Origin of the sequence: Stenotrophomonas sp. G4 (assembly GCF_003428825.1) — a bacterium.
GTDB lineage: Bacteria > Pseudomonadota > Gammaproteobacteria > Xanthomonadales > Xanthomonadaceae > Stenotrophomonas > Stenotrophomonas indicatrix.
In genome coordinates, this window is the sequence record NZ_CP031741.1 from 2861257 (window position 1) to 2887912 (window position 26656).

The window sequence follows — 26656 nt, forward strand, 5'->3', positions numbered from 1 at the left end:
TTCCGCCAAGCACGGCCCGGCGCTACCGTAACGCCGTCGGCGCTATTCGAACGAACCGACCGAGTCGTGCGCCAGGTTGTCGAACCGGGTGTATTCGCCGAAGAACTTCAGCTTGCACGAACCGGTGGGGCCACCACGGTGCTTGCCGATGATGATCTCGGCCAGCCCCTTGTCCGGTGAATTTTCCTTGTTGTAGTAATCGTCGCGGTAGATGAAGACGATCATGTCCGCATCCTGCTCGATTGCGCCCGATTCGCGAAGGTCGGCCATCACCGGGCGCTTGTCGGTACGTGTTTCCAGCGAGCGGTTGAGCTGGGACAGGGCAATGACCGGTACGTTCAGTTCCTTGGCCAGGCCCTTAAGCGAACGCGAAATCTCGGAAATTTCGGTCGCGCGGTTCTCGCTGTTGCCCGGCACGCTCATCAGCTGCAGGTAGTCGATCACGATCAGGCCCAGGTCGTGCTCGCGCTTGAGGCGGCGGCACTTGGAACGCAGGATCTCCGGCGACACGCCCGGCGTATCGTCGATGAAGATCTTGGTTTCCTTCAACATCTTGATCGCACCGGTTACCCGGCTCCAGTCCTCGTCCTCCAGTTGGCCGGTACGCAGGCGCTGCGCGTTGATGCGGCCATTGGACGAGATCAGGCGCATCGCCAGCTGCGATGCGGACATTTCCATCGAGAACACCGCCACGCCCTTCTTCGACTTGATCGCCGCGTATTCGGCGATGTTCAGGGCGAAGGTGGTCTTGCCCATCGCAGGACGCGCAGCAAGGATGATCAGGTCGGTCGGCTGCAGGCCGGCGGTCATCGCATCGAAATCGGTATAGCCGGTCGGCAGGCCGGTGATGTTGCCGCCATTCTCGAAGCGGTTGCGCAGCTCTTCGAATGCGTCCTTCAACGCACCGGGCATGGCCACGAAATCGGTTCGGCCGCGCGCGCCCTGTTCGGCGATGGCGAACACGCTCTTTTCCGCAGCGGACAGCAGCTCGCTGCTGTCGCGACCCTCGGGCTGGAAACCATCGTTGACGATGTCGGTGCCGACCTGGATCAGCTGCCGCAGCACCGCCTTGTCGCGCACGATCTCGGCATAGGCAACGATGTTGGCCGCCGACGGCGTGGTGCTGGCCAGTTCGATCAGATAGGCGCCATCGCCCACCAGCTCCATCTTGCCCTGCGATTCGAACCACTCGCCCAGGGTCACCGCATCGAAGGGGCGTTCGCGCTCGGACAGCTCACGGATCGCCCGGTAGATCATCTGGTGGTCACGGCGGTAGAAGTCACCCTCGGTCAACTGGTCGTTGACCCGGTCGTAGGCCTCCGGTGCCAGCATCAGGCCACCCAGCACCGCCTGTTCGGCTTCCACCGAATGCGGCGGCACGCGCAACTGGTCAATACGCGATTCATCGCGATCGCGATCAAAGCCATCGCCGCGCTCTCTGCGGTTGGAACGGAAGCCGGAACGGGCGGACATGCTGCGGTGTTTCCTGCAAAGGGGCCAGACGAGTGTAGGCATGCGCCGACCCCGGCGGCCATGGACAAACCTGTGGATAAGCCGTGGAAGAACGGGGGATATCCGCCTGAGCCTGTCCAGACTGGCGCGAGGGCGTCGCATTGCCTGCGACGGGCGTCGTTGCGACGCCCGAAGCGGACCATTATCGCAGATGGGGACCGCGGCTGCTGGCGTCAATCGCCCTTGGCATGCACCGCGATCAGGGCCAGGAACCGGTCCACATAGCCCTGCAGGAACGTCTGCGTGCCCTCGTTGTGGATCGTGCCGTCGGCATCGATCAGGCCATCCTTGAAGTGGATGAACGCCTCGGGCTGGCCAAGCACGTGCATGTCCAGGAAGGCCAGGCTGTTGCGCAGGTGCTGCTGGGCCACCGCCGTGCCGATCTGGCCGATGGAAGCGCCGATCACCGCCGCTGGCTTGCCCGCAAAAGCGCTGTCGCCGTAGGGGCGCGAGCCGATGTCGATCGCATTCTTCAACACGCCCGGCACGGAACGGTTGTACTCGGGGGTCACGAACAGCACGGCGTCAGCGGCGCGTACCTGGTCCTTCAGGCGCGTGCCCTGCGCCGGGTAGCTGGCGTCGAAATCCTGGTCGTACAGCGGCAGGTCGCCGATCTGCACGTACTGGAAGCGCGCCTTGTCACCGGCCAGTTTCTCCAGCGCGCGGGCCAGCTTGCGGTTGCATGAGTCCTTGCGCAGGCTGCCGACGAATACAGCAATGGTGGGGATGGACATCAGGACATACTCCTCACGGTGCGGGAGGGCCAGCCTAGCCGGCGCGCCCTTCCCCGCCGGTGAAGATCAGGCGCGTTTCACACCTGCACGCACCTGCCGCCAATGGTCCTGCCAGGCCTGGAACATCAGCACGTTCCACAGGTGCGTGTGCCACTTGCGCTGGCCGCCCAGGAACTGCTGCCACAGTGGCTGCACGGCCGCGGCCGACAGCACACCTTCGCGTTCCAGCCGCGCCGGCTGCAACAGTTCGTCCGCCCAGGGCTGCAGATCGCCCTTCAGCCAATCACTGACCGGCGCGCCGAATCCACGCTTGGGCCGGTGCACCATCGACTGCGGCACGTACCGCCCCAGCACGCGCTTGAGCAGCACCTTGCTGGTCGACTCACTGCGCTTGAAGCCCAGCGGCAGCGACCAGGCGAACTCGGCCACGCGCCAGTCCAGCAAGGGCGCACGTGCCTCCAGGCTGACCGCCATGGAGGTGCGGTCGACCTTGCACAGCAGGTCGTCGGGCAGATAGCTGACGAAGTCGGCCAGCATCATCGCATCGGCCGGGGTACCGGCACCATGCAGCGGGTCGGCCAGATCGTAGAAGCTGCCCGCCTCGCGTGCACCGATCACCGCCGCCGCCGGATCGCGCCAGCGCGAGATGCGGTTGCGGTACACATCGCCGATGCCACGTGCACCGGTTTCGGCCAGCAACGCGGCCAGCCCGCCGGTGCGCGACGCCTCGCCCTGCTGGTGCGCACGCGCGCCCATCCAGCGGCGCAACGGCGCGGGCACCCGTCCCAGCATCTGCCAGTTGCGCAGCGCGCGCACATAGCGGGTGTAGCCGAAAAACAGCTCATCGCCGCCATCGCCGGACAGTGCGACGGTCACGCCCTGGCGGGCGAGGCGGGCGACCAGCGCGGTCGGCACCTGCGAGGCATCGGCAAAGGGTTCGTCGAACATCGCCGGCAGCTGCGGCACCACCGCCAGCGCATCGGCGCCACTGACATACAGCTCGGTGTGATCGCAGCCAAGGTGGGTGGCCAGTTCCCTGGCCAACGGTGCCTCGTCGTGGTGCGAGCCGCTGAAGCCGATGCTGAAGCTGTGTACCGGCTGCCCGCTCTGCGCCTGCATCAGCGCCGCCACCAGCGACGAATCGGTGCCGCCGGACAGGAACACGCCCACCGGCACGTCGGCAACCATGCGCAGCGCCACAGCATCGCGCAGCAGGCCATCCAGCTGCTCCTCGGCCTCCTCGATGCGGCCCTGGAACGGTGCAGCCAATGCTGCCTGCATGCGCGCGCGCGCATCCCAGTACGGACGTTGCGCCTGCTCGGGCCGATGGGCACTGGCCCCTGCCGCCACCGCCGCCGCATCCAGCCGCAGCACGCGGCCGGGCATCAGCTTGTAGCAGCGCTGGTGGATGCTGTGCGGTGCCGGGATGTAATCCAGCCGCAGCAGCAGCGTCAGCGCATCGCGGTCGATATCGTTGTCGAACTCCGGGTGCTGCCACAGCGCCTTCAGCTCCGAGCCGAACACCAGGGCATCGCCGGCCCAACCGTAGTACAGCGGCTTCTTGCCGACCCGGTCGCGGGCCAGCCACAGGCACTGTTCCTGGCGGTCCCACAGGGCGATGGCGAACATGCCGTTGGCGCGCTGCAGGGTGTCCTCGACGCCCCACTGCAGGATCGCGGCCAGCAGCACCTCGGTATCGGAATGGCCACGGAATGCATGCCCCAGCGGCTCCAGTTCGGCGCGCAGCGTGGCGAAGTTGTAGACCTCGCCGTTGTAGGCCATCACATAGCGACCGTCGGCCGAGGCCATCGGCTGGTGGCCCAGCGGTGAAAGATCGAGGATGCTCAGGCGCCGGTGGGCAAGGGCAATGCCAGCGGCGGCATCGACCCAGGTACCACCATCATCCGGCCCGCGATGGTGCAGCGCCTGGCCCATGGCCAGCGCCTGCGCCTGCAGCACCTCGGCCGGCGTCTGCGCCGCCGGCAACAACATACCCGCCAATCCACACATGCATCAGGGTCCCTGCGCCAGGTCGAGGGCGGCGCCAATCACCGCATTGTCGCTTGGAAGCCCGAACATTGCTGCCCCCGCCAGCGGCGTATAGGTATCGGCACCGCAGACCCGGCGCACGGGTAGATGGCCATGGCCGGCCTCGACCAGCGCGGTGATCACGCCTTCGCCGACGCCGCCACTCTGGCGCCCCTCATCCAGCACCAGCACCCGTTGCGCGGTGGCGGCCTGGGCGCCGATGAAGGCCGCATTCAACGGCACCAGCCAGCGCAGGTCGACCACACGCACCTGCCAGCCCAGCTGCTGCTCGATGGCGACCGCTGCGCGCAGCGCCATCGGCACACCGTTGCCATAGGTGAAGATCACCAGATCGCTGGCATCCGGCGCATACACCCTGCCCTCGCCCAGCACCAGCGCCTGCCCGGGTGCAGGGTAGTCGAACAACCACTGGCCGTCGCCGGCCGCGTGCAGATCCTTGGTCATGTAGAGGGCGATCGGTTCAAGGAACACCGCTACCCGGCCATCCACGCGGGCCAATGCCGCCAATGTGCGCAGCATCATCACCGCATCATCGCCACGCGACGGACAGCCCACCACCAGCCCCGGGATATCACGCAGCGCCGTGATCGAATTGTCATTGTGGAAATGGCCGCCGAACCCCTTCTGGTAGCCCAGCCCGGCCACCCGTACCAGCATCGGGTTGCGGAACTGGTCGTTGGAGAAGAACTGCAGCGAGCAGGCCTCGCCACGTACCTGGTCGATGGCGTTGTGAAGGTAGGCCAGGTACTGGATTTCCGGAATCGGCAGCATGCCCATGTTGGCCAGCCCCTGGGCCATGCCCAGGATCATGGTCTCGTCCAGCAGCGTGTTGAACACCCGGCGCGGGCCGAAACGGCGCAGCAGGTCGCGCGTCACCGTGTAGACGCCGCCTTTCTGCGCCACGTCCTCGCCAAACAACAGCGCCTGCGGGTACTTGCCCAGCAGCTCCTGCAGCGCATGGTTGATCTGTATCGCCAGATGCCGCGGCGGTTGCCGTTCGGGCAGCGCATCGGCGCCGCCGTACAGCGCCTGCCGGGCCTCGATGGGCGCCACGCGCTCGGCCTCGGCCTGCACCGCTGCGGGCGTATAGGGTGCCAACGGCGTGATCACTTCCTGCAATGTCTGCAGCTTCGGCCGCGTATCAGCATCGATGGCGGCGGCCATGCAGCGCGCGCGCAGGGTTTCATAGGCGGCCTCGACGCCCGCCGCATCCATCCAGCCCGATTCCAGCGCGATCTGCGCCGAGCGCAGCAGCGGGTCCTGCGCCTCGGCCGCACACAGCTCGGCCAATGCGCGCCATTCCACTTCGAAGTCGGTACCGGCGTGGCCCATCAACCGCGTGGTACGCAGGTGCAGGAAGGTGGGCCGACGCATGCGCCGGCAATGCTCGACCGCCGCCTGCACCTGCGCGTGTCCGGCCGCCAGGTCCAGGCCATCGGCAAAGAAATAGTCCAGGCCCGGTTGCCGGCTGAAACGCTCTGCGATCCAACCTTCAGGGGTCTTCACCGAAATACCCAGGCCATTGTCCTCGCAGACGAACAGGATCGGCACCGGCAGCTTCTGGTAGGCCGACCACATCGCGGTATTGAACGCAGTCTGCGCGGTGGCATGGTTGGCCGAAGCGTCGCCGAAGGAGCACATCACGATGCTGTCGGCGGGAATCGGCAGCGGCTGGCTCAGGCGCCTGCCACTCTCGATCGCCAGCGCGGTACCCACCGCCTTGGGCAGGTGCGAGGCGATGGTCGAGGTCTGCGGCAGCACCCACAGCGGCTTGCTGCCCCACACTTTGTGACGGCCGCCGCTGGCCGGATCATCGGCACTGGCGGCGAAGGACAGCGCGGCGTCGCGCACCGGATCCATGCCGGGCACCAGCCGCGCACGCTCGGCCATGAAGGCGCCGGAACGGTAGTGAAGGAAGGCGGGGTCGGTGTGGCGGCAGGCGCGCGCAAGCAGCGCGTTGCCTTCATGACCGGACGAGCCGATGGTGTAGAAGACCTTGTTCTGCACGCGCAGCACGCGCGCCATCAGGTCCAGCTGGCGACTGAGCAGCTGCGATTCGAACAGTTCGCCGAAGGCAGCGGCGGTGAGGGTGCTGCCCGGCAGGATCGGCGCATCCGGCGCCGGACGCGGACGCGGGATGCCGCGCCAGGCGCGTACGGCCTCGAGGAAATTGACGTCACAGACCTCGGCGCGATTGAGACCGCGCATGCGTGCGGGAATGGGATCAGGAACCACAGCGAACATCGAACACCCTCCGTGTCGTTGTTGCAGTCCGCAACGCCAAGGCTGCCCGACCCTTCCGCTGGTCGAGCACGCCCGACGCTGCAGGGGAATCAATCCGCTGCGTTGAACCGCGCGCGCACCTCGGCGGTCACCGCAGGCATGGGCACGAAGCGAGGCTGCGCTCGCACCCGCTGCAACCAGGCCCGCACCTGCGGGAATGGATCCAGTGCGATGCCACCGTCGGCGGCGACATCGGAATAGGCAAACAAGGCGATATCGGCGATACCGTAGTCCTCGCCGGTGAACCACTGCGCCTGGCGCAGATGTTGCTCCATCACCGCCAGCGCGCTGGCAGCTCGCTCATGCAGGCGCGGTAGCTCAGCACGGCGTGGCGAGTCGGCCGGTGTCCAACCGCGGATGAAGCGTGCCACCGCCACGCAGGGCTCATGCGTGTACTGCTCGAAGAACATCCAGCTCAATGCCTGCGCACGCTGCCAACCGTCGGCGGGAAGATACGGCGTACCTTCGGCCAGCCAGAACAGGATCGCGTTGGATTCGGTCAGTACGCGGCCGTCGTCGCGTACGATCAACGGCACCTTGGCATTGGGGTTGAGGGCGAGAAATTCCGTGGTATGGGTCTGGCCGTGGGCGCTGTCCACCTCCACCCAGCGGTAGCGGCTGCCGAGCTGTTCCAGCAACAGGCGCACCTTGTGGCAATTGCCCGAGACCGACATGCCATGCACCGTCAACGCACTGCGTTCTTCCACCATTGCCTGCTCCCGGGAGGTCCCGGCCTGCAGCCGGCTGCCCGCAGTCTGGCAAGCGGACTGGCGATTGCCAAGCGCGGGTGCAGCATGGCGATACGGTAGTTGGAGCCGCTGGCCGGCAACCTCGATGCCGCTGGATTCGTGCGATTGCCGGCCAGCGGCCGGCACGACCCGGCAGCGCTCAGCGTGCGCGCTGTTGCCACTGCCCGCGCGATTGCCCCCAGATTTCCAGCGGTTTGCCTTGATAGGGCGGTGGCAACTGCCCCATGCGCAGCAGCGTACTGCCGAGCTTGCGTGCAACCACCTTCGAGTTCTCGTTGTCTTCGGCGATGGTGTGGATCACCTCGTCCCAACCCAACGTATCGAACGCCCAGTCGATCGCTGCGGTCGCCGCCTCCGGTGCGTAGCCCTTGCCCCAGCTGGCCCGGCGGATGCTCCAGCCGACCTCGGTGCCGGGCCAGTCCTGCGGCTGCCACGGCCCCATGCGACCGATCCATTCACCGCTGGACTTCTCGATCACGCTGAACATCGAGAAGCCGAACAGCTGCCATGCGCCGGCCAGGCTGCAGAAGCTGCGCCATGCCACCGAGGGCGCCTGCACACCGCCCAGCGTGCGCATCACCTCCTCATCGGCGCAGAACGCCAGATAGGGGGCGTAGTCCTGCCGCTGCGGCGGACGCAGGATCAGGCGTTCGGTTTCGATGCGCAGGTCGAAGATGCTCATGGCGTCATGGTAGAGCCACAGCACGCGTGGATGAACCCCAGCCGCAGAAAAAAACAGGCCAGCAGAGGCTGGCCTGTTCGTTACCGTTGCTGCCGGAGAATTACTGACGGTTCGCGGTCGCGTCGCCGGCTGCAGCCGTCTGGGTGACCAGCTGCCCATCCACCACCGGCAGGCGATCGCTGGCCGGCTTGTTGTCCATACGCACGGTCTTCTCTGCGCCGTCGTAGCGGTAGGTCACGTTGTAGCCCTTGACCACGTCACTGGTGCCCATGGCAATGCGGTTGCCCGGCTTGCTGCCCATGCGCATCGTGCCGGTGGTGCCGTCTTCATTGCGGTAGGTCACGTTGTAGCCGGTGACCCGGCTGGACTCGGAGGTCGCCGTTTCGGTGTGGCACTGGCGCTCGGTGCGGTTGACCACGCGGCCACCCACATGGCGCTTGTCGACCTGGTTGCCGATGAAGCCACCGGCCACGGCACCGGCAGCGGTCGCGGCCTTCTTGCCATTGCCGCCGCCCACCTGGTTGCCCAGCAGGCCACCGACCACGGCACCGACCACGGTACCACCGACGTTGCCGTCACGCTCGGGCAGGCGTTCCTGCACCACCACGTCCTGGCAGACCTCATGCGGGGTCTGGGTGGTGGACGTCTCGCGTACCGGATCGGTGCCGATCACGGTGGCATAGGCCTTCTGCTTCTCGGTGATCGGATCGACCTTCAGCACATCGGCGTATTCCAGGCCACGCGGCGCACTGGCGTCCAGTGCGTCGCCACGCGCGCCATCGTCGGTGGCATTGCCATCGACCAGGCGCGATTCACTCGGGTTCCCGGCGCTCAGTTCCGGCGACTTGTCACCGCTCTTCATGAAGGCGGCGGTGGCGATACCACCGACCAGCAGCGCGCCCGCTGCGACCAGGACAGTTGTAGTTGTGCTTTTCATGACCTGCTCCTTGCGGACCGTCCGCAACGTTCTCAGGCCAGATTGCAGCATGCGGTGCCTGAACGGAATCTCCACATTTCCTGCTCACCGCCGTAACCCATTCAGCATCTGGAAATGCTGGGCCCGTGGTAGCGTTTGCACATTCCCCCGGAGGACCTCCGCCATGGCCAACCCGATGCTGCTGCCGGTCCTGCAATGGGCACGCCGGCTGCGCTACCCCACGCTGTTCAAGCTGACCGCGGGCCTGTTCGCGCTGACCCTGTTCATCCCCGACCCGATTCCGTTCGTCGACGAACTGATGCTGGGCTTGGGCACCCTGCTGCTGGCCAACTGGAAGAACCGCAGCGCGACCACGCCACCGCCGCTGGAGCAGCGTTGAACCTGCTGGTCGACAGCCACTGCCACCTGGATGCCAGCGAATTCGATGGCGAGCGCGCGGCGGTCATCAACCGCGCGCGCGCTGCCGGCGTGCAGTGGCAGGTGGTTCCGGCGGTCACTGCGGCCAGCTGGCCAAAGCTGCGCGAGGTCTGCCAGCAAGCGACGGGGCTCTACCCCGCCTATGGCCTGCACCCGATGTTCCTGGACCAGCACCGGCCAGAACACCTGCCACAGCTGCGTGAATGGATCGAACAGGAGCGGCCCTGCGCGATCGGCGAGTGTGGGCTGGATTTCTTCGTCGAGGGCCTGGATGCCGAGGCCCAGCAGGCCTATTTCCTCGGCCAGCTGACGCTGGCCCGCGAGTTTGACCTGCCGGTGATCGTGCATGCCCGCCGTGCAGTGGATGCGGTGATCACCGCGATCCGCCGCATCGGTGGCCTGCGCGGGGTGGTGCACAGTTTTTCCGGCAGCCCGGAACAGGCCGCACAATTGCACAAGCTGGGATTCCTGCTTGGCCTTGGCGGACCGTTGACCTACGAGCGTGCGCAGCGCCTGCAGCGGCTTGTTCGCGAGATGCCGCTGGAACAGTTGCTGCTGGAGACCGATGCGCCGGACCAGCCCGACGCGGGTATCCGTGGCCAGCGCAACGAGCCGGCGAGGCTGGCGGTCATCGCCCGCCACATCGCCGCACTGCGCGGGATGGAACTGGACGCCGTGGCGCAGGCCACCACGGACAACGCACGGCGGTTGTTCAACCTGCCCGCCTGACCGGTAGCGCCGGGCCATGCCCGGCGGCATTGTGCTGGTCGCGCTGTGCGCTCGCCGGGCCTGGCCCGGCGCTACCGATCCGCGTCGGCGTGATCCTCGGCCACTTCGGCCTTCACCTTCTTCGGTTCCAGCAGCATCTCCAGCGCCTTGCCCACGGCCGCGAACGCAAACGCGCCGGTGATGTGGGTGGCCGCGCCCAGGCCGGCGCCGCAATCGAGCTTCAGGGCCGCATCCGCGCCCAGGTTCGGCCGCAGGCCGCAGACACTCCCGTCGGCCTGCGGATATTTCACGTTTTCCAGCGAATACACCGCCGGCACGCCGAAATAGCGCTTGGCATTCTTCGGGAAGTTGAATTCGCTGCGCAGCTTCTTGCGGATCAGCGCAAGCATCGCGTCATGCTCGGTGCGCGAGACATCGCGGATGCGCACCAGGGTGGGATCGGTACGGCCGCCGGCCGCGCCGACGGTCAGCAACGGCAGCTTGCGGCGGCGGCACCAGGCGATGGTTTCCACCTTCACCCGGAAGCTGTCGCAGGCATCGATCACCAGGTCGAAATCGCGGTCCAGCAGTTCGGCCATGTTGGCCGGGGTCAGGAACGCCTGCACGGCGTCGACCTCGATCTGCGGATTGATCGCCCGGCAGCGCTCGGCCATGGCCTCGGCCTTGTTGCGGCCGTAGTTGCCTTCCAGCGCCGGCAGCTGGCGGTTGGTATTGGATACGCAGATGTCATCGGCATCGATCAGGGCCAGATGGCCCACCGCCGAGCGCGCCAGCGCCTCCACCACCCACGAGCCGACGCCGCCCATGCCGACCACGGCAACACGGCTGCCCTGCAGGCGCTCGAGCGCGCCGACGCCATACAGCCGTTCAATACCGGCGAAGCGTTGTTTGACCTGTTCGTTCATCGGGCTATTTTAACGTGCAGGTCCCCTGACTACAGCACGACGACGCCGAACCCACCGTTGCACGCCCGGAGCGCCCGCCATGAGTGCCAGCCCACCCCGCCCCCCGTCCACCGCTTACCGCTATCTGTTCGTGCTCGGCCTGGGCCTGCTGGTCGGCCTGATTGCCACGGTGATGGTCAGCCGCGCACTGCAGGCACGCCGCGATCCGTTCCCGGACAGCCTGATGCAGGTGATGCAGCGACAGGCGGATCTGCTGCAGCAGGCTCAGCAGCAGAACCGCTGCAGCCTGGCCGACAGCGTCCCGCGCCTGCAGGTGCTGCGCCTGCTGTCCAACGATCTGGACCAGGCCTTCCCGGGATTGAAGGACAGCCGGCAGTTCCAGCAGCACGCCAGCCAGTACCGGGCCGATCTCAATGCGGCAGTGGCCAGCCCGCCGATCGACTGCAACGCGTTGGCGCAGCAGGTCCAGGCACTGCAGGACGATTGCCGGGCCTGCCATCAGGACTTCCGCTGATTCATCTTCGAGTGGGCAAAGGCCGATGTGGTTGGCGCCTTGTTCACGTTGGAAAGAGGAGGATTCGCTCACCCTGCTGCATGACGCAGTACCACCCAACGCACCCGCCTTCACGGCCAGGAGACGCCCCATGAAGATCCAGCTCATCGCCGCCAGTGTCATCGCAACCGTCGGCCTGGCCGGCTGTGCCACCTCGCCGGGCTATGGCGGTGGTGGTTACAACAACAGCGGCTACAACAACGGCGGCTACGGCAACAACTCCGGTTACAACCAGGGCCGCTGCGCTGACTGCGGCATCGTCACCCGCATCAGCGCCGTGCAGTCCGGCCGTACCGCACCCTCCGCCACCGGCGCGATCCTCGGCGGCATCGTCGGCGCGGTTGCCGGCCATGAGATCTCCGACCACACCGGCGGCAGCCGCGGCAACAAGAACATCGCCGCCGCCGCCGGCGCCGTGGGTGGCGCGCTGGCGGGCAACCAGATCCAGAAGAACGTCACCAGCGATACCTACGACATCAGCGTGCGCATGGATGATGGCCGCACCATCGTGGTCAACCAGCGCGACCTCGGCGGCATCCGCGAAAACACCTATGTCCGCGTGGTCAACGGCAAGGTCATCCTGCGCTGATCCGCAGCGGGCCCCGGCCGATCAGAACCGGAGCAACAAAAAAAGGCCCGCTTGCGCGGGCCTTTTTCATGCCGGCAAGCGGCAGGTATTACGCCGGCTGGACCTTGTCAGCCTGCAGGCCCTTCTGGCCCTGCACCACTTCAAAGCTCACAGCCTGGCCTTCCTTGAGGCTCTTGAAGCCCTGGGTCTCGATGGCACGGAAGTGCACAAACACATCCTCGCCATTCTGCCGGCTGATGAAGCCGAAGCCCTTGGCATCATTGAACCACTTCACGGTACCGTTCTCGCGATCAGCCATCTCACTAACTCCCTTTGACTCTCTCTTGTTGTTGGATACGCCTGTTGGGCGGCTGACAAGCAAGGGGGAAGCGAGGTGCATCGATGCAGCGGATCGGAACGATCTTGCTTCATCAGGCCACGATCCACGGTGACCTTGCCAAGCTCAGCGACTGCAACTTAACCCGACCAAAACGAAAAAGCAACTGGCAAAAACCTTTCACTGTCAACCCCAAAAAGACAACCATACTGGACAGCATGGACCTCTCATTCATCTTGTATCTGCTAGCGGTCATTTTTGTCCTCATCGGCATCGCCGGCATCGTCCTGCCAGCCCTGCCTGGCATCCCACTGGTCTTCATCGGGCTGGTGCTGGCGGCCTGGGCGGACGGCTTCGTCCATGTCGGCTGGCCCACCCTGCTGATCCTCGGCGTGCTGACCGCGCTGTCGCTGCTGGTCGACGTGCTGGCGACCGTAGTCGGCGCCAAGCGCGTGGGCGCCAGCCGCAAAGCGCTCTGGGGCACCTTCATCGGCAGCATCGTCGGCCTGTTCTTCATGCCGATCGGATTGTTCGCAGGGCCGTTGCTGGGCGCGCTGCTGGGCGAGTACTGGCATACCCGCGAGCTCGGCCGCTCGACCAAGGTCGGGCTGGCCACCTGGCTTGGCATCCTGCTGGGCCTGGCGCTGAAGCTGGCGCTGGTGATCGCGATGCTGGGCCTGTTCGCCTTCGCCTGGTTCCTGTGAGGCATGCGGCCTTCACGCAGCGCGCACGCACACGCCGGGCATAAACCCGTGGGGCTGGCCGTTATCGGATGCAGCCGCCACACTGTCCCTCTTTCCGCATTCATTCCGAAGGGCCTGCTGCAATGACCCTCTCTCCGTTGTTTCCCCGCCTTGCACCGCTGGCGTTGGCCCTGGCCAGCGCGCCTGTGGCTGCCCAGGAATTCGCGCCCAGCGCCGAAGCCTCGCCGGCCGCCTGCGCGGCCATCGCGACCGATGCTGCCCGCCTGGCCTGCTACGACCGCCAGTTCGGGCGCACGCCCCAGGCCACCGCCGAAGCTGATGCGGCCGCCGAAGCCGCCGCACAGGCACGTCGCCAGCAGCGCGACACCACGCGGGTGAGCCAGGGCGAGGAGAAGCTGCGCGAGCGTGTCAGCGATCTGTTCCGGTCCGAAGCGCCGGACAGCGCACTTGCCAATGCCGGCCGCGGTTCGCTGCTGGACAGCCGATGGGAACTGGCCGAGGACTCCAAGCTGGGCCCGTTCCAGCTGCGCGCGTACAAGCCTGTGTACCTGCTGCCGGCATTCTGGACCAGCGACCGCAATACCATGCCGCACTCGCCGAACCCGGCCAACAGCGTGACCACCCCGCAGGTGCTGGACAGCGCTGAGCTGAAGTTCCAGATCAGCTTCAAGACCAAGATCGCCGAGAACCTGTTCGGCGACAACGGCGACATCTGGGCGGGCTATACCCAGAGTTCGCGCTGGCAGGCCTACAACGGCGAGGACTCGCGCCCGTTCCGCGAGACCAACTACGAGCCGGAAGTGATGATGGTGTTCCGCAACGGCTACTCGATCGGTGGCTGGCGTGGGCGGATGACCGGCATCAGCCTCAACCACCAGTCCAACGGCCGTGCCGATCCGCTGTCACGCAGCTGGAACCGGGTGATCCTCAACGTCGGCCTGGACCGCGAGAACTGGGCACTGGTGCTGCGTCCCTGGTACCGCATTCCCGAGACCCGCAGCGACGACAACAACCCGGACATCGAGGACTACATGGGCCGCGGCGACGCGACCCTGACCTGGAACCACAAGGGTCACGAAGTCTCGTTGATGGCACGTCATTCGCTGCGCACCGGTGACCGCTCGCACGGCGCGCTGCAGCTGGACTACGGCTTCCCGATCAGCAATCTGCTGCGCGGCCATGTGCAGATCTTCGACGGCTATGGCGAGAGCCTGATCGATTACAACCACAAGGCGACCTACGTCGGCGTCGGCGTGTCCCTGCTGGAGTGGTTCTGATGGATGTGACGATCTGGCACAACCCCGCGTGCAGCAACTCGCGCGGGGCGCTCCAGCTGATCCGCGACGCAGGTTTCGAGCCGGTGGTGATCGACTATCTCGGCAGCCCGCCCGATGTGGCCACGCTGCGCCAGGTGCTGGCCGAATCCGGCCTGGCCGCGACCGGGCTGGTGCGCAGCAAGGAACCCGAGTTTGCCGCACTGGGTCTGCAGGGAAGCGATGACGACGCCCTGCTGGCCGCGATGGCCACCCACCCACGGCTGATCAACCGCCCGGTGGTACGCACCGCGAAAGGTACCCGCCTGTGCCGGCCCCCGGAAACGGTGCTGGAGATCCTGTAACCCGCCCCGCTTTGGTAGAGCCGAGCCATGCTCGGCTGCGGTTCGCGTGCCACCCGTAAATGCAGCCGGGCATGGCCCGGCCCTACAGAACGGGTTACCGCCAGTCGGTGATGCCTTCGCGGCGATAGACCTCGGCGAACGCCGGGCGCGCCTTCAGTCGGTCCGCATACGCCTTCAACACCGGCCAGTGGTCGCTGGGGGTAGGCATGTTGCGTGACCAGCGCATCAACATCACCAGCATGAAATCGACCACGCCCGGCGCATCGCCGAGCAGGTAGGGACCGCCGTCCTGCAGGTGTGCGGCAACGTGCTGCCACGCCGCCTCCAGCTGTTGCCGTGCCATCGTACGCACAGCCTCGATGCACTCGCCACCCGCTGCTTCATGCGGATAGAACCAGGCGCGGTAGGCCGGCTGCACGGTGTTGGCGCACCAGAACATCCAGCGATAGGCCTCGCCGCGTGCCGGCGTGCCGACAGCAGGCAACAATCCTGCCTGCGGATGGCGGTCTGCCAGATACAGCGCGATCGCGGCCGCCTCGGTCAGCACCTGGCCGTCGATCAACAGGGTCGGCACCCTGCCCGCCGGATTGAGCGCCAGGTAGCCAGCTGATTTGTGCTCGCGCGTTTCGAAATCGAGCAGCACCAGTTCGTGCTCGATGCCGAGCTCGATCAGCAGCCAATGCACCACCAGCGAGGCGGTGCTGGTGGAACCATACAAGGTGGTGCGCATAGGACCTGTCCTGGGCGGGGAACGGCTGATTATGCGCGCTGTCCCCGGCGTGGTCAGCCGCAGGTGCTCATGCAGGTATCACGACGCTCGCCGCAGCCCATCATCGGTGCGCGCAGGGTGCAGTCGTGCGCCTTCAACTCGCAGGAACGACGCAGTTCCGGATGCTCGATGTCCTTGCAGCGTTTGTCCGGCGTCGGTGCCACCTGCTGCTCGCAGCTGGACTGGCGGCTGCCGATCCCCTGGCCTTCGGCCATGCAACTGCGATAGCTGGCCTGGCACTGCATCTGGCACTGGGCACCGGCGCTGAAGCCGCCGCCACCGCCATACGACGAAGATGACGTACTGCAGCCGGCCATGACCAGCAGGGTGACAAGGGAAAGGGTGCGCAACAGGTTCACAGGACGCTCCTTGTTCAATAGACCGGAAGACTGCCAGGCAAGGGCGACTGCGGCGAAAACATTGCGTATTCCTTGACGCACAAGCAGCTTCCCTTGCCTGGCAACGCGCACACCCTAGCAAAGCCGCGCGGTTGCAATCGTTAGACGAAGAACGGCGCCACCCGGGCGCCGTTCTGAAATCGGACGTGGTCGACGCCGCGCCGATCATTCCACCACGACAGGAATCTTGCCGATGCGGGCCTGCCACTCGCGCGGGCCGGTCTTGTGCACCGACTCGCCGGTGGAATCGACGGCCACGGTCACCGGCATGTCTTCCACGGTGAACTCGTAGATCGCTTCCATGCCCAGGTCCGCAAAGCCGACGACCTTGGCCGCCTTGATCGCCTTGGACACCAGATAGGCCGAACCACCGACGGCCATCAGGTAGGCCGACTTGTGCTTCTTGATGGCCTCGATCGCGGCCGGACCGCGCTCGGCCTTGCCGACCATGCCCAGCAGGCCGGTCTGTGCCAGCACCTGCTCGGTGAACTTGTCCATGCGGGTGGCGGTGGTCGGACCGGCCGGGCCTACCACTTCGTCGCGCACCGGATCGACCGGGCCGACGTAGTAGATGAAGCGCCCCTTCAGATCGACCGGCAGTTCCTCGCCCTTGTTGAGCATGTCGACCATGCGCTTGTGCGCGGCGTCGCGGCCGGTCAGCAGCTTGCCGTTGAGCAGCAGGGTCTGGCCCGGCTTCCAGCTGGCCACGTCTTCCGGGGTGATCGTGTCCAGGTCCACGCGGGTGCCCTTGGACGCGTCGTAGGTCAGCTTCGGCCAGTCTTCCAGCGACGGCGGGTCCAGCATCACCGGGCCGCTGCCATCCAGGGTGAAGTGCGCATGGCGGGTGGCGGCGCAGTTCGGGATCATCGCCACCGGCAGGTTGGCCGCGTGGGTCGGGTAGTCGTTGATCTTGATGTCGAGCACGGTGGTCAGGCCACCCAGGCCCTGCGCACCGATACCCAGCGCGTTGACCTTCTCGTACAGCTCCAGACGCAGCTCCTCGATGCGGTTGGACGCACCACGGGCCTGCAGCTCGGTGATGTCGATCGGCTCCATCAGCGCTTCCTTGGCCAGCAGCATCGCCTTCTCGGCAGTGCCGCCGATGCCGATGCCGAGCATGCCCGGCGGGCACCAGCCCGCGCCCATGGTCGGCACGGTCTTCAGCACCCAGTCGACGATCGAGTCTGACGGGTTGAGCATGGCGAACTTGGTCTTGGCTTCCGAGCCACCGCCCTTGGCGGCAACGATCACCTCCACGGTGTTGCCCGGCACCACCTTGACGTTGACCACGCCCGGGGTGTTGTCCCTGGTATTGATGCGCTTGCCGGCCGGATCGGCCAGCACCGAAGCGCGCAGCTTGTTGTCCGGGTACAGGTAGGCGCGGCGGATGCCTTCGTTGGCCATGTCCTCCACGCCCATGGTGGCGTCATCCCAGCGCACGTCCATGCCGATTTCCAGGAACACGGTGACGATGCCGGTGTCCTGGCAGATCGGCCGATGGCCTTCGGCGCACATCCGCGAGTTGATCAGGATCTGCGCGATCGCCTCCTTCGCTGCCGGCGACTCCTCGCGCTCATAGGCGGCGGCGAGGTTCTTGATGTAGTCGACCGGGTGGTAGTACGAGATGTACTGCAGCGCGTCGGCGACGGACTGGATGAGGTCTTCCTGCTTGATCGATGTCACGGATTGCTCGCTTGCTGAAGGCTGGCGGGGGTAATCCGCCCATTTTACCCCCTCCCTCGACCGCGGGGTGGTGGTGCCGGCCGCTGGCCGGCAAGATCCGACCCTGCCCTCTGTCACGCCGCGCCCCGCTGGCGCGTCCTTGCCCACATGAACGCCGAATCCGCCTTCCAGACCCACCGCCCGCGCCTGATGGCGCTGGCCTACCGCCTTCTTGGCAGCCGCAGCGACGCCGAGGACGTGGTCCAGGACGCCTGGCTGCGCTGGGCCGGCAGCGATTCGGCCGCCATCGTCGACCCCGAGGCCTGGCTGGTGACCACCACCACCCGGCTGGGCCTGGACCGGCTGCGGGCGGCCAAGCGCGAGCGCGCGCACTACGTCGGCCCGTGGCTGGCCGAACCGCTGGCGATCACCCTCGAACCCGACCCGGCGCCCGGCCCCGCGCAGCTGCACGCGCTGGCCGACGACGTCTCCGTGGCCTTCCTGACCCTGCTCGAACAGCTCGGCCCCGAGGAGCGCGCCGCCTTCCTGCTGAAGGAAGCCTTCGACCACGACTACCGCGAGATTGCCGAGCTGATCGGCCACAGCGAGGCCAATTGCCGCCAGCTGGTGCACCGGGCCCGGCAGCGCCTGCAGTCTGCGCGGCCGCGCTTCAATGCCGATGCCAGCCAGCACCGGCAACTGCTGGCGCGCTTCATGGATGCTTCCCAGCGTGGCGACAGCGAGGCCATCCAGGCGCTGCTGCATGCCAACGCGCTGCTGGTTTCCGATGGCGGTGGCGTGGTCACCGCAGCGGTGCGACCACTGCGGGGTGCCGAGCGCATCGGCCGCCTGTTCTGGGCCATCGCCCGTCGAGGCGCAGCGCATCCGGCACAGCTCGGCTATGTCAATGGCGAACCGGCGATCCTGCGTTTCGAAGGCGACCACCTGCACTCGATCACCACCATCGAGGTGGTCGATGGCCGCATCGCCAATGTGTACAGCGTGCTGAATCCGGAGAAGCTGCCGGGAGTACAAAGTGGCCGTTAGGCCCACCAGGCCGAATTAGGGCAACATCCTTCCACCTTGGAGAATTAAGCCCCAACAATGATTCAGAAAAAGCCAAGAAGAAGAATCAGGATAAATGCCGGAGAAATTTTCGCCGTTCCTCTATCAGCTGATGAATTGATCTTTGGCTATATTCGGGCCTATCAAGACCCGGATGTCGCGATACTCCCGTTCATCTCGAAAGGCAGAATGCTAGACGAGCATGAGATTCCTACACTTGAATGCCACTTGCACGTTGCGTCGCTCCGTGTCGCCATGGAAAGAGGCGAATGGCCTCGAATTGGCAGGATTCCATTCGAGGATGGGAATTCTTCATGGCCTCCACCTAGAAAGCAGATCATTGACTTCAGACCTGATGTTCGTCTCGTCATCGTAAAAGGGAAACTTGTGAGCTCAGATCGTTACGGGGAATGGGAAAATCTTCCGGAGATGCTCAGGCGTGACGACGACGGCCTGAAGCAACTCATAATAGATGCGAAGCCAGGCTTTCTAGAGGTCAAATAGATACTTCGCCGTCCGTAGAATTTCGATAAGCGTTGATGCCATGAAAGACAAGCAGACTAAGCCGCATTCAGCACTCTAGGTTGTCGTTTTAGTCCTCTCTGTCACGGACGGGAACGGTGCGGCGTCCTGGTAGTGAAAGGCGGCCACCGTGGCCGCCGTGGAGCCGAAAATGTCCGACCACGCCTCTCCCCGCGTCCCCTACACCCGCCTGGCCGCCGAGGCCTTCAAGGGCCTGCTGGTCACCAGCAAGGCGGTGCATGACAGTTCGATCGATCCGACGTTGATGGAACTGGTATTCCTGCGCGTTTCGCAGCTCAATGGCTGCGGCTACTGCATGGACATGCACGGCACCGCGCTGCGCAAGGGCGGCATCGAACCGCGCAAGCTGGATACGCTGCCCGCCTGGCACGAAAGCCGCTTCTTCGACGACCGCGAGCGCGCGGCGCTGGGCTGGGCCGAGGCGCTGACCCGGTTGACCGATGGCGCACCGTCGCAGGCGGCGTTCGATGCGCTGGCACCGCACTTTGACGAGAAAGGCATCAGTGACCTGAGCATGGGCGTTGCAGTGATCAATGCCTGGAACCGGCTGGGGGCTGGGCTGTTGCCACCGCTGCCGTAAAAGGGGGGGTGACGGCCGGGCTGCCGCCCGGCACCCGCTGTAGTGCCGGCCGCTGGCCGGAAACCCCAGCAGCAACAGCAACAGCGAGGTCACTGAGGAATGGCGGGGTGGGTCAGATCGCAGGGGACGCTGCAGGTACGTCCATGTAAGCTCGGTCGCCGCATCCATGCGGCTCACGCCCCTGCGACCTGACCCACCCCGCCGTCGACAGGTTCCTGCTGCTCTGGGTTGGTAGGTGTCGACCTTGGTCGACACGGTAGATCCACGCCATGCGTGGATGTGGTTGGGTCGGATCCCTCGCAACGCGAACGGATCCGACCCCCGGCCACACGGCTGCCCTGACCCCACCTGCACGTATCAGGCGCGCACAATGGCGGCATGCCTGCCTCTCCCATTGCCGGCGCTGCCGGCGCCAAGAAACCCAGCCTGCGCCAACGCTTCAAGGCGATGCGCAACCTGCCGCCGTTCCTGCGCCAGGTGTGGCAGACCAGCCCCGCGCTCACTCTGGCCAGCCTCGGCCTGCGCCTGATCCGTGCGCTGCTGCCGGTGGCGATGTTGTACGTCGGCAAGCTGATCATCGATACCGCCCTGCACCTTAGCCAGCACGGAGCCGGTTTTCCGCCGCTGGGCGAGGCGCTGTCCAGCGGCCTGCTCAATCCACTGCTCGGCCTGCTGGCACTGGAATTCGGCCTGGCGATCGCCTCGGACCTGCTCGGTCGGCTGGTCAGCTACGCCGATGCGCTGTTGTCGGAGCTGTTCGCCAACGCCACCAGCGTGCGCCTGATGGAACATGCGGCGACCCTGGACCTGGAGGATTTCGAGGACCCGGACCTGCAGGACAAGCTGGACCGCGCACGGCGCCAGACCATGGGCCGGATGAACCTGATGAGCCAGCTGTTCGGCCAGGTGCAGGATGCGATCACCGTTGCCAGCCTGGCCGTCGGCCTGCTGGTCTACGCACCGTGGCTGATCCTGCTGCTGGCGCTGGCGCTGGTGCCGGCCTTCATCGGCGAGTCGCACTTCAATGCGGCCGGCTACAGCCTCAACTTCCTGTGGACGCCGGAGCGTCGCCAGCTGGACTACCTGCGCCAGCTCGGTGCCAGCGTGGAGACGGCCAAGGAAGTAAAGATCTTCAACCTGCACCGGTTCCTGGTCGACCGCTACCGCAGCCTGTCGGCGGCACTGTTCCTGGCCAACCGCGCGCTTGCCCGGCGGCGGGCGTTCTGGGGCACGTTGCTGGCCGCGCTGGGCACGCTGGGCTACTACACCGCGTATGCGTATATCGCCTGGCGCACGGTGCGTGGCGATTTCTCGATCGGTGACCTGACCTTTCTCGCCGGCAGCTTCCTGCGCCTGCGCCAGTTGCTGGAAGGCCTGCTGATCGGGTTCTCGCAGGTGGCCAGCCAGGCGCTGTACCTGGACGACCTGTATTCGTTCTTCCAGATCGAACCGGAAATCCATTCGCGCAAGGACGCGGTGCGCGTGCCGCAGCCGATCCGCGAGGGTTTCTTGTTCGAGGACGTGGGCTTCCGCTACCCCGATGCCGAGCAGTGGGCCGTGCGCCACCTCGATTTCCACCTGCACGCGGGCGAAGTACTGGCGCTGGTCGGCGAGAACGGCGCGGGCAAGACCACCCTGGTCAAGCTGCTGGCACGCCTGTACGAACCGGACGAGGGCCGCATCCTGCTGGATGGGCGCGACCTGCGCGATTACGACCTGGACGATCTGCGCGCCAATCTGGGCGTGATCTTCCAGGACTTCGTGCGCTACAACCTCAGTGCCGGCGAGAACATCGGTGTCGGCCAGGTCGAAGCGATGGACGACCGCGCGCGGATCTCCGATGCCGCCCGCCGCGGCATGGCCGAGGAAGTGATCGCTGCCCTGCCCGGCGGCTATGACCAGCAGATCGGCCGCCGCTTCCAGCAGGGCGTGGACCTGTCTGGTGGGCAGTGGCAGAAGATCGCCATTGCCCGTGCGTGGATGCGCGATGCACAGGTGATGATTCTGGACGAGCCCACCGCGGCACTGGACGCCCGCGCCGAGTTCGAGGTGTTCCAGCGGTTCAGGGAATTGGCGGATAATCGTACGGCAGTGCTGATTTCCCACCGCTTCTCTTCAGTACGCATGGCCGACCGCATCCTGGTGCTGGCCGATGGCCGGATCGAAGCCAGCGGCACGCACGAGCAGCTGATGGCACAGGGCGGCCGCTATGCCGAACTGTTCGAACTGCAGGCGGCCGGTTATCGCTGAGAACGCCTCTCGTTCCGCCTAATGAGAACCTGTCTCATTTGAGATAGAATTGTCCCGACGACTTCCGATAGATACGCCCATGTCCTCCGCTTTCGGCGCCGAAACGGTGCTTGAGGTCCGCCACTGGACCGACGCCTACTTCAGCTTCACCCTCACCCGTGACAGCGGTTTCCGCTTCGAGAACGGCCAGTTCGTGATGATCGGCCTGGAGACCGATGCGCGGCCGCTGCTGCGCGCGTACTCCATCGCCAGCGCCAACTGGGAAGAACAGCTGGAATTTTTCAGCATCAAGGTGCAGGACGGTCCGTTGACCTCGCGCCTGCAGCACATCAAGCCAGGCGACAAGGTACTGGTCGGCAGGAAGCCCACCGGCACCCTGCTGATCAGCGACCTGCACCCGGGCAAGCACCTGTACCTGCTGGGCACCGGCACCGGTCTGGCACCGTGGCTGTCGGTAATCAAGGACCCGGAGACCTACGAGCGCTTCGACAAGGTGATCCTGTGCCACGGTGTGCGCTACGAGAAGGACCTGGCCTATCGCGATTATTTCGAGAAGGAACTGCGCGAGCATGAGTTCCTGGGCGAAATGGTCGGCGACAAGCTGCTGTACTACCCGGCGGTGACCCGCGAGCCGTTCCCGAACCAGGGCCGCCTGACCTCGCTGATGGAAAGCGGCGAGATGCAGCGCACGCTCGGCCTGCCCGAGCTGAGCCCGGAAAACGACCGCGCGATGATCTGCGGCAGCCCGCAGATGCTGGCCGACCTGCGCACCGTGCTGGACAGCCGTGGCTTCCAGACTTCGCCGCGCATCGGTACGCCCGGGCACTACGTGTTCGAGCGCGCGTTCGTCGAGAAATAAGCCGCCTCGGTAGCGCCGGGCCATGCCCGGCGGATATCGGTCGCCGGGCATGGCCCGGCGCTACCGGTCAAAGCAGCGCCTCGATGCCGCCGCGCAGCTGCTCCGGCTTGGTGGTCGGAGCATAGCGATCCACCACCTGGCCCTGGCGATCGACCAGGAACTTGCTGAAGTTCCACTTGATGCGGGCGATACCCAGCAGCCCGCGCTTCTGCTGCGACAGCCATGCCCACAGCGGGTCGGCACCCTCGCCATTGACCTCGATCTTCTGCGACAGCGGGAAGCTGACCGGGTAATCGATCGAACAGAACCGGCGGATCTGCGCGGCATCGCCCGGCTCCTGCGCGCCGAACTGGTTGCAGGGAAATCCGATCACCACCAGGCCGCGATCACGATAGTCCTGCCACAGCTGTTCCAACCCGGTGTACTGCGGGGTAAAGCCACAGCGGCTGGCCACGTTGACCAGCAGCAGCGGACGGCCCTGGTACTGCGCCAACGCCTGCGGCTGGCCTTCAAGGTCGCGGAAGCTGAAATCGTAGGCAGTGGTCATGGCGGATGGCCGTGGGCGGTGATTGCATGGTACCCGGGCAGCCGCCCAGGGGGTGGCCCTGCTGCGGAGCGGCTTTGCCAACATGCCTTTTGACACAAGTGCGGGCGCGCCGGGCCGGGTTACCCTCGGGCCCTTGTTTGCCTTACCGGAGTATCGACCTTGACCACCCGCCTTGCCCTTGCCGTGGCCATGACCCTCGGCCTTGCCCTGCCCGCCTATTCGGCCAGCGCCGCCGCCCCGGCCGCCGCTGCCAATGCCCAGCAGGCCAATCCGTTCTTCGCCGACAGCCCGCTGCCGCTGCATTTCCCGCAGTTCGACAAGATCAAGGACAGCGACTTCGCCCCGGCCTTCGACGCCGGCATGGCGCAGCAGCTAAAGGAAGTGGAGGCGATCGCCAACACCAAGGCCAAGCCGACCTTCGACAACACCATCATCGCCCTGGAAAAGAGCGGTGACACCCTGGACCGCGCGACCACCGTGTTCTTCAGCCTGGTCGGCGCCGACACCAACGACACCCGCAAGAAGCTGCAGGCCGACTATTCGGCGAAGTTCGCCGCGCACAGCGATGCGATCGCGCTGAACGGCAAGCTGTTCGCACGCATCCAGGCGCTGTATGACAGCCGCACCACCCTGGGCCTTGACGCTGAAGGCGTGCGCCTGGTCGAGAAGTACTACGACAACTACGTGCGCGCCGGCGCCAAGCTGTCCGAGGCCGACAAGACCAAGCTGAAGGAAATGAACGCCGAGCTGGCCAACCTCGGCACCAGGTTCAGCCAGAACGTGCAGTCGGAAGTGAACGCTTCGGCGATCACCGTCAACGACGTCAAGGAACTGGACGGCCTGTCCAAGGAGCAGATCGCCGCTGCCGCCGAAGCCGCCAAGGCCCGTGGCCTGGACGGCAAGTACGTGATCACCCTGCTCAACACCACCGGCCAGCCGCCGCTGACCAACCTGGCCAACCGTGCCCTGCGCCAGAAGATCTACGAAGCGTCCACCACCCGCGGCAGCCGCGGCGGTGAGTTCGACAACACCGCGCTGGTCGCGCGCATCATGCAGCTGCGCGCCGACAAGGCCAAGCTGATGGGCTTCCCGAACTTCGCCGCCTACAACCTGACCAACCAGACCGCCAAGACCCCCGAAGCGGTCAATGCGATGCTCGGCAAGCTGGCACCGGCAGCGGTGGCCAACGCCAAGCGCGAAGCCGCCGACCTGCAGGCAATGATCGACCAGGAACAGAAGGCCGCCGGCAAGCCGACCTTCAAGCTGGAGCCGTGGGACTGGGCCTTCTACAGCGAGAAGGTGCGCCAGGCCAAGTACAACTTCGACGAATCGCAGCTGAAGCCGTACTTCGAAATGAAGAACGTGCTGGAGAACGGCGTGTTCTTCGCCGCCAACCAGGAATTCGGCCTGACCTTCAAGCAGCGCACCGACCTGCCGGTCTACCACGATGACGTCACCGTCTATGACGTGTTCGATGCCGACGGCAGCCAGCTGGCGATCTTCATCTTCGACCCGTACGCACGCGCCTCCAAGCGCGGCGGTGCGTGGATGAACTCGTACGTCTCGCAGTCCAAGCTGACCGGTTTCAAGCCGGTGGTGGCCAACCATCTGAACATTCCCAAGCCGCCGGCCGGCCAGCCGACCCTGCTGACCTGGGATGAAGTGAGCACCACCTTCCACGAGTTCGGCCATGCCCTGCATGGCATGTTCTCGAATGTGAAGTACCCGTACTTCTCGGGCACCGCGGTGCCGCGCGACTTCGTCGAGTTCCCCTCGCAGGTCAACGAGATGTGGGCCGACAACCCGGTCATCCTGAAGAACTACGCCAAGCACTACCAGAACGGTTCGGCGATGCCGCAGGCACTGCTGGACAAGGTGCTGGCCGCGGCCAAGTTCAACCAGGGCTTTGCCACCACCGAATACCTGGGCGCCGCCATGCTCGACCAGCGCTGGCACCAGATCGGCCCGGACCAGGTACCGGCTGCCAAGGACGTGATGGCCTTCGAGCGCGCCGCGCTGGAGAAGGACGGCATCTACTATGCGCCGGTTCCGCCGCGCTACAGGACCCCGTATTTCAGCCACATCATGGGCGGCTACTCGGCCGGCTACTACGCCTACATCTGGTCGGAAGTGCTCGACGCCAACACCCAGAAGTGGTTCCGCGACAACGGCGGCCTGAGCCGCAAGAACGGCGACCACTTCCGCGCGACCCTGCTGTCCAAGGGTGGCAGCGTGGATGCGATGCAGCTGTTCCGCGATTTCGCCGGGCACGAGCCGCAGATCGAACCGCTGCTGGAAAAGCGTGGCCTGACCGGCACCGGCAACTGATCGCCGGCACCGCATAGCGTGAAACGAAAACCGCCCGGGAGACCGGGCGGTTTTTTTTTCGCCGGGGCGGACCTGGCGCCTTGCCGATGCTGGCCTTTTACCCGCTGTCGCATTCGTCTCTTGCCATGACGTAGGTGCAAGAAGATGGCCGCGTCATATACCCCTCATTCAGCCAGATACAGCAGTTCGCGACACCGCTTGTCGCAAATCAAATGGAGTTGTCAGGAGAAGGTCATTCCACGACGAAATTTGACAGTGGCCCCAGAACGCGCGGCGCCGCTTGTGGCCCACTCGGCCCCGACCGACCACGGAGGGAGGCGAGCACAGGAGGTGCGAACGCCAGTCAATCGTCCTGACTTCCCGTTGTGAAAAAACATGAAAATGCGCTTCAAAGCTCCCTTGCTGTGTGCCAGCGTGCTGGCTGGCATCGCAATCTTTTCTGCATCCCAGGCCATGGCTGCAGGACGTGCGTACGACACGCAGGAGGTTGCCTGCAACGATCCGGCAGATGCGGTCTGTCTGTCGTGGAATCTGCAGACCGCTCCGGGCGGATCCCGCACGGCCGGCATCAATGTGACGCTGATGGAGGGCGAGAGCATTTCCGGCGTCGTCAAGCCCAAGGCAAACCGGTACACGACGACCAAGCTGCGCGCCAATCCCGACCTGGACATCTACATTGGCATGGGCTTTGAACCCACCGAAACGCAGTTCACCTGCAAGGTCGATGAGCTTGAGGAATGCCGCATGAGCGGACGCAATCTGCCGCCGATGCACTTCAAGGTCAGAGCCCGAACCGACACGGCCAACACGTCGTTGGGATACGTCTACACCGTCGCCAACTGACGCAAGGGTGATGGCGCAGCAGCCCGGCAAGACGG

Annotated in this window: 27 protein-coding genes; 14 read left to right on the forward strand and 13 right to left on the reverse strand. The window is 65.6% G+C overall.

Going from position 1 to position 26656, the window contains the following annotated elements; translation table 11 throughout:
* Positions 1–42: 42 nt before the first annotated feature.
* The 7 genes from D0Y85_RS13250 to D0Y85_RS13280 all read right to left on the reverse strand — a co-directional run bounded on the left by D0Y85_RS13250 (position 43) and on the right by D0Y85_RS13280 (position 8946).
* On the reverse strand, positions 43–1473 hold the full coding sequence (locus D0Y85_RS13250; protein ID WP_117310796.1) for a replicative DNA helicase: 1431 nt from the start codon (positions 1471–1473) through the stop codon (positions 43–45).
* Between the two features lie 212 nt (positions 1474–1685).
* The gene (locus tag D0Y85_RS13255) at positions 1686–2246 is read right to left on the reverse strand and encodes an NAD(P)H-dependent oxidoreductase (protein ID WP_117310797.1); all 561 of its coding nucleotides are present in this window, start codon (positions 2244–2246) and stop codon (positions 1686–1688) included.
* A 66-nt stretch (positions 2247–2312) separates the two neighbouring features.
* Positions 2313–4256 carry an asparagine synthase (glutamine-hydrolyzing) gene (gene asnB / locus D0Y85_RS13260; protein ID WP_117310798.1) on the reverse strand — a complete coding sequence of 648 codons (1944 nt, stop codon included), beginning with the start codon at positions 4254–4256 and terminating at the stop codon, positions 2313–2315.
* A gap of 3 nt (positions 4257–4259) precedes the next feature.
* Positions 4260–6539, reverse strand: a complete 2280-nt coding sequence (locus D0Y85_RS13265) for a thiamine pyrophosphate-dependent enzyme (RefSeq protein ID WP_117310799.1) — start codon at positions 6537–6539, stop codon at positions 4260–4262.
* 89 nt (positions 6540–6628) lie between these two features.
* Positions 6629–7288 carry a glutathione S-transferase family protein gene (locus D0Y85_RS13270; RefSeq protein ID WP_117310800.1) on the reverse strand — a complete coding sequence of 220 codons (660 nt, stop codon included), beginning with the start codon at positions 7286–7288 and terminating at the stop codon, positions 6629–6631.
* Between the two features lie 178 nt (positions 7289–7466).
* On the reverse strand, positions 7467–8009 hold the full coding sequence (locus tag D0Y85_RS13275) for a GNAT family N-acetyltransferase (RefSeq protein ID WP_117310801.1): 543 nt from the start codon (positions 8007–8009) through the stop codon (positions 7467–7469).
* Positions 8010–8109: 100 nt separating this feature from the next.
* Complete coding sequence (locus D0Y85_RS13280; RefSeq protein ID WP_117310802.1) at positions 8110–8946, reverse strand: glycine zipper 2TM domain-containing protein; 837 nt, start codon at positions 8944–8946, stop codon at positions 8110–8112.
* Between the two features lie 163 nt (positions 8947–9109).
* Between D0Y85_RS13280 and D0Y85_RS13285 the strand changes: the two genes are divergently transcribed.
* A complete protein-coding gene (locus D0Y85_RS13285; protein ID WP_080148438.1) occupies positions 9110–9325 on the forward strand; it encodes a DUF6116 family protein in 216 nt (71 codons plus the stop codon).
* Positions 9322–10092 carry a TatD family hydrolase gene (locus D0Y85_RS13290; RefSeq protein WP_117310803.1) on the forward strand — a complete coding sequence of 257 codons (771 nt, stop codon included), beginning with the start codon at positions 9322–9324 and terminating at the stop codon, positions 10090–10092. The genes D0Y85_RS13285 and D0Y85_RS13290 overlap by 4 nt, the downstream gene beginning before the upstream one ends.
* A gap of 71 nt (positions 10093–10163) precedes the next feature.
* Here the strand turns inward: D0Y85_RS13290 and D0Y85_RS13295 are convergent, their stop codons facing one another.
* Positions 10164–10997, reverse strand: a complete 834-nt coding sequence (locus D0Y85_RS13295) for a tRNA threonylcarbamoyladenosine dehydratase (protein WP_117310804.1) — start codon at positions 10995–10997, stop codon at positions 10164–10166.
* A 79-nt stretch (positions 10998–11076) separates the two neighbouring features.
* On the opposite strand from D0Y85_RS13295, the gene D0Y85_RS13300 reads away from it, so the two are divergent.
* Together D0Y85_RS13300 and D0Y85_RS13305 are read left to right on the forward strand one after the other, a co-directional pair.
* Complete coding sequence (locus tag D0Y85_RS13300) at positions 11077–11511, forward strand: cytochrome c (protein ID WP_117310805.1); 435 nt, start codon at positions 11077–11079, stop codon at positions 11509–11511.
* Between the two features lie 130 nt (positions 11512–11641).
* On the forward strand, positions 11642–12139 hold the full coding sequence (locus D0Y85_RS13305; RefSeq protein ID WP_117310806.1) for a glycine zipper 2TM domain-containing protein: 498 nt from the start codon (positions 11642–11644) through the stop codon (positions 12137–12139).
* 88 nt (positions 12140–12227) lie between these two features.
* On the opposite strand, the gene D0Y85_RS13310 is transcribed toward D0Y85_RS13305, so the two are convergent.
* Positions 12228–12437, reverse strand: a complete 210-nt coding sequence (locus D0Y85_RS13310; RefSeq protein WP_025876765.1) for a cold-shock protein — start codon at positions 12435–12437, stop codon at positions 12228–12230.
* A 236-nt stretch (positions 12438–12673) separates the two neighbouring features.
* Between D0Y85_RS13310 and D0Y85_RS13315 the strand changes: the two genes are divergently transcribed.
* The 3 genes from D0Y85_RS13315 to arsC all read left to right on the forward strand — a co-directional run bounded on the left by D0Y85_RS13315 (position 12674) and on the right by arsC (position 14777).
* A complete protein-coding gene (locus D0Y85_RS13315) occupies positions 12674–13159 on the forward strand; it encodes a DUF456 domain-containing protein (protein WP_033831531.1) in 486 nt (161 codons plus the stop codon).
* Between the two features lie 122 nt (positions 13160–13281).
* Complete coding sequence (locus D0Y85_RS13320) at positions 13282–14436, forward strand: phospholipase A (protein WP_117310807.1); 1155 nt, start codon at positions 13282–13284, stop codon at positions 14434–14436.
* Complete coding sequence (gene arsC / locus D0Y85_RS13325) at positions 14436–14777, forward strand: arsenate reductase (glutaredoxin) (protein WP_032978833.1); 342 nt, start codon at positions 14436–14438, stop codon at positions 14775–14777. The genes D0Y85_RS13320 and arsC overlap by 1 nt, the downstream gene beginning before the upstream one ends.
* Positions 14778–14871: 94 nt before the next feature.
* Here the strand turns inward: arsC and D0Y85_RS13330 are convergent, their stop codons facing one another.
* The 3 genes from D0Y85_RS13330 to D0Y85_RS13340 form a co-directional block, all read right to left on the reverse strand.
* A complete protein-coding gene (locus tag D0Y85_RS13330) occupies positions 14872–15507 on the reverse strand; it encodes a glutathione S-transferase family protein (RefSeq protein WP_117310808.1) in 636 nt (211 codons plus the stop codon).
* 53 nt (positions 15508–15560) lie between these two features.
* A complete protein-coding gene (locus D0Y85_RS13335) occupies positions 15561–15905 on the reverse strand; it encodes a hypothetical protein (protein ID WP_238379105.1) in 345 nt (114 codons plus the stop codon).
* Between the two features lie 204 nt (positions 15906–16109).
* Positions 16110–17627, reverse strand: a complete 1518-nt coding sequence (locus D0Y85_RS13340) for a fumarate hydratase (protein ID WP_117310809.1) — start codon at positions 17625–17627, stop codon at positions 16110–16112.
* Between the two features lie 147 nt (positions 17628–17774).
* Here D0Y85_RS13340 and D0Y85_RS13345 point away from each other — a divergent pair, with 147 nt between their 5' ends.
* From D0Y85_RS13345 to D0Y85_RS13360, 5 genes are all read left to right on the forward strand, one after another.
* Complete coding sequence (locus D0Y85_RS13345) at positions 17775–18653, forward strand: RNA polymerase sigma-70 factor (RefSeq protein WP_117310810.1); 879 nt, start codon at positions 17775–17777, stop codon at positions 18651–18653.
* 57 nt (positions 18654–18710) lie between these two features.
* Entirely contained in the window at positions 18711–19175 is a 465-nt protein-coding gene (locus tag D0Y85_RS20595; RefSeq protein WP_162887672.1) for an Imm26 family immunity protein, read from the forward strand.
* Positions 19176–19344: 169 nt separating this feature from the next.
* Complete coding sequence (locus D0Y85_RS13350) at positions 19345–19794, forward strand: carboxymuconolactone decarboxylase family protein (RefSeq protein WP_117310811.1); 450 nt, start codon at positions 19345–19347, stop codon at positions 19792–19794.
* Positions 19795–20172: 378 nt separating this feature from the next.
* Positions 20173–22044, forward strand: a complete 1872-nt coding sequence (locus D0Y85_RS13355) for an ABC transporter ATP-binding protein (RefSeq protein WP_117310812.1) — start codon at positions 20173–20175, stop codon at positions 22042–22044.
* 79 nt (positions 22045–22123) lie between these two features.
* Positions 22124–22903 carry a ferredoxin--NADP reductase gene (locus D0Y85_RS13360; protein WP_025876750.1) on the forward strand — a complete coding sequence of 260 codons (780 nt, stop codon included), beginning with the start codon at positions 22124–22126 and terminating at the stop codon, positions 22901–22903.
* 67 nt (positions 22904–22970) lie between these two features.
* Here the strand turns inward: D0Y85_RS13360 and D0Y85_RS13365 are convergent, their stop codons facing one another.
* Positions 22971–23450: a glutathione peroxidase gene (locus tag D0Y85_RS13365; RefSeq protein WP_117310813.1), complete on the reverse strand. Its 480-nt coding sequence runs from the start codon at positions 23448–23450 to the stop codon at positions 22971–22973.
* Positions 23451–23609: 159 nt separating this feature from the next.
* On the opposite strand from D0Y85_RS13365, the gene D0Y85_RS13370 reads away from it, so the two are divergent.
* Positions 23610–25778 (forward strand): M3 family metallopeptidase, encoded by a 2169-nt coding sequence (locus D0Y85_RS13370; RefSeq protein WP_117310814.1) that lies wholly within the window; start codon positions 23610–23612, stop codon positions 25776–25778.
* 375 nt (positions 25779–26153) lie between these two features.
* Positions 26154–26621 (forward strand): hypothetical protein, encoded by a 468-nt coding sequence (locus tag D0Y85_RS13375; RefSeq protein WP_134832819.1) that lies wholly within the window; start codon positions 26154–26156, stop codon positions 26619–26621.
* Positions 26622–26656 lie beyond the last annotated feature (35 nt).

Excerpts from the sequence above, each read along its gene's own strand:
- arsC (WP_032978833.1), top strand. The coding sequence starts at position 14,436 with ATGGATGTGACGATCTGGCACAACCCCGCGTGCAGCAACTCGCGCGGG.
- D0Y85_RS13250 (WP_117310796.1), bottom strand. The coding sequence starts at position 1,473 with ATGTCCGCCCGTTCCGGCTTCCGTTCCAACCGCAGAGAGCGCGGCGAT.
- D0Y85_RS13355 (WP_117310812.1), top strand. The coding sequence starts at position 20,173 with ATGCCTGCCTCTCCCATTGCCGGCGCTGCCGGCGCCAAGAAACCCAGC.
- D0Y85_RS13295 (WP_117310804.1), bottom strand. The coding sequence starts at position 10,997 with ATGAACGAACAGGTCAAACAACGCTTCGCCGGTATTGAACGGCTGTAT.
- D0Y85_RS13365 (WP_117310813.1), bottom strand. The coding sequence starts at position 23,450 with ATGACCACTGCCTACGATTTCAGCTTCCGCGACCTTGAAGGCCAGCCG.
- D0Y85_RS13280 (WP_117310802.1), bottom strand. The coding sequence starts at position 8,946 with ATGAAAAGCACAACTACAACTGTCCTGGTCGCAGCGGGCGCGCTGCTG.
- D0Y85_RS13255 (WP_117310797.1), bottom strand. The coding sequence starts at position 2,246 with ATGTCCATCCCCACCATTGCTGTATTCGTCGGCAGCCTGCGCAAGGAC.
- D0Y85_RS13265 (WP_117310799.1), bottom strand. The coding sequence starts at position 6,539 with ATGTTCGCTGTGGTTCCTGATCCCATTCCCGCACGCATGCGCGGTCTC.
- D0Y85_RS20595 (WP_162887672.1), top strand. The coding sequence starts at position 18,711 with ATGATTCAGAAAAAGCCAAGAAGAAGAATCAGGATAAATGCCGGAGAA.
- D0Y85_RS13345 (WP_117310810.1), top strand. The coding sequence starts at position 17,775 with ATGAACGCCGAATCCGCCTTCCAGACCCACCGCCCGCGCCTGATGGCG.
- D0Y85_RS13360 (WP_025876750.1), top strand. The coding sequence starts at position 22,124 with ATGTCCTCCGCTTTCGGCGCCGAAACGGTGCTTGAGGTCCGCCACTGG.
- D0Y85_RS13275 (WP_117310801.1), bottom strand. The coding sequence starts at position 8,009 with ATGAGCATCTTCGACCTGCGCATCGAAACCGAACGCCTGATCCTGCGT.
- D0Y85_RS13330 (WP_117310808.1), bottom strand. The coding sequence starts at position 15,507 with ATGCGCACCACCTTGTATGGTTCCACCAGCACCGCCTCGCTGGTGGTG.
- asnB (WP_117310798.1), bottom strand. The coding sequence starts at position 4,256 with ATGTGTGGATTGGCGGGTATGTTGTTGCCGGCGGCGCAGACGCCGGCC.
- D0Y85_RS13310 (WP_025876765.1), bottom strand. The coding sequence starts at position 12,437 with ATGGCTGATCGCGAGAACGGTACCGTGAAGTGGTTCAATGATGCCAAG.
- D0Y85_RS13315 (WP_033831531.1), top strand. The coding sequence starts at position 12,674 with ATGGACCTCTCATTCATCTTGTATCTGCTAGCGGTCATTTTTGTCCTC.
- D0Y85_RS13320 (WP_117310807.1), top strand. The coding sequence starts at position 13,282 with ATGACCCTCTCTCCGTTGTTTCCCCGCCTTGCACCGCTGGCGTTGGCC.
- D0Y85_RS13300 (WP_117310805.1), top strand. The coding sequence starts at position 11,077 with ATGAGTGCCAGCCCACCCCGCCCCCCGTCCACCGCTTACCGCTATCTG.
- D0Y85_RS13285 (WP_080148438.1), top strand. The coding sequence starts at position 9,110 with ATGGCCAACCCGATGCTGCTGCCGGTCCTGCAATGGGCACGCCGGCTG.
- D0Y85_RS13270 (WP_117310800.1), bottom strand. The coding sequence starts at position 7,288 with ATGGTGGAAGAACGCAGTGCGTTGACGGTGCATGGCATGTCGGTCTCG.
- D0Y85_RS13375 (WP_134832819.1), top strand. The coding sequence starts at position 26,154 with ATGAAAATGCGCTTCAAAGCTCCCTTGCTGTGTGCCAGCGTGCTGGCT.
- D0Y85_RS13350 (WP_117310811.1), top strand. The coding sequence starts at position 19,345 with ATGTCCGACCACGCCTCTCCCCGCGTCCCCTACACCCGCCTGGCCGCC.
- D0Y85_RS13305 (WP_117310806.1), top strand. The coding sequence starts at position 11,642 with ATGAAGATCCAGCTCATCGCCGCCAGTGTCATCGCAACCGTCGGCCTG.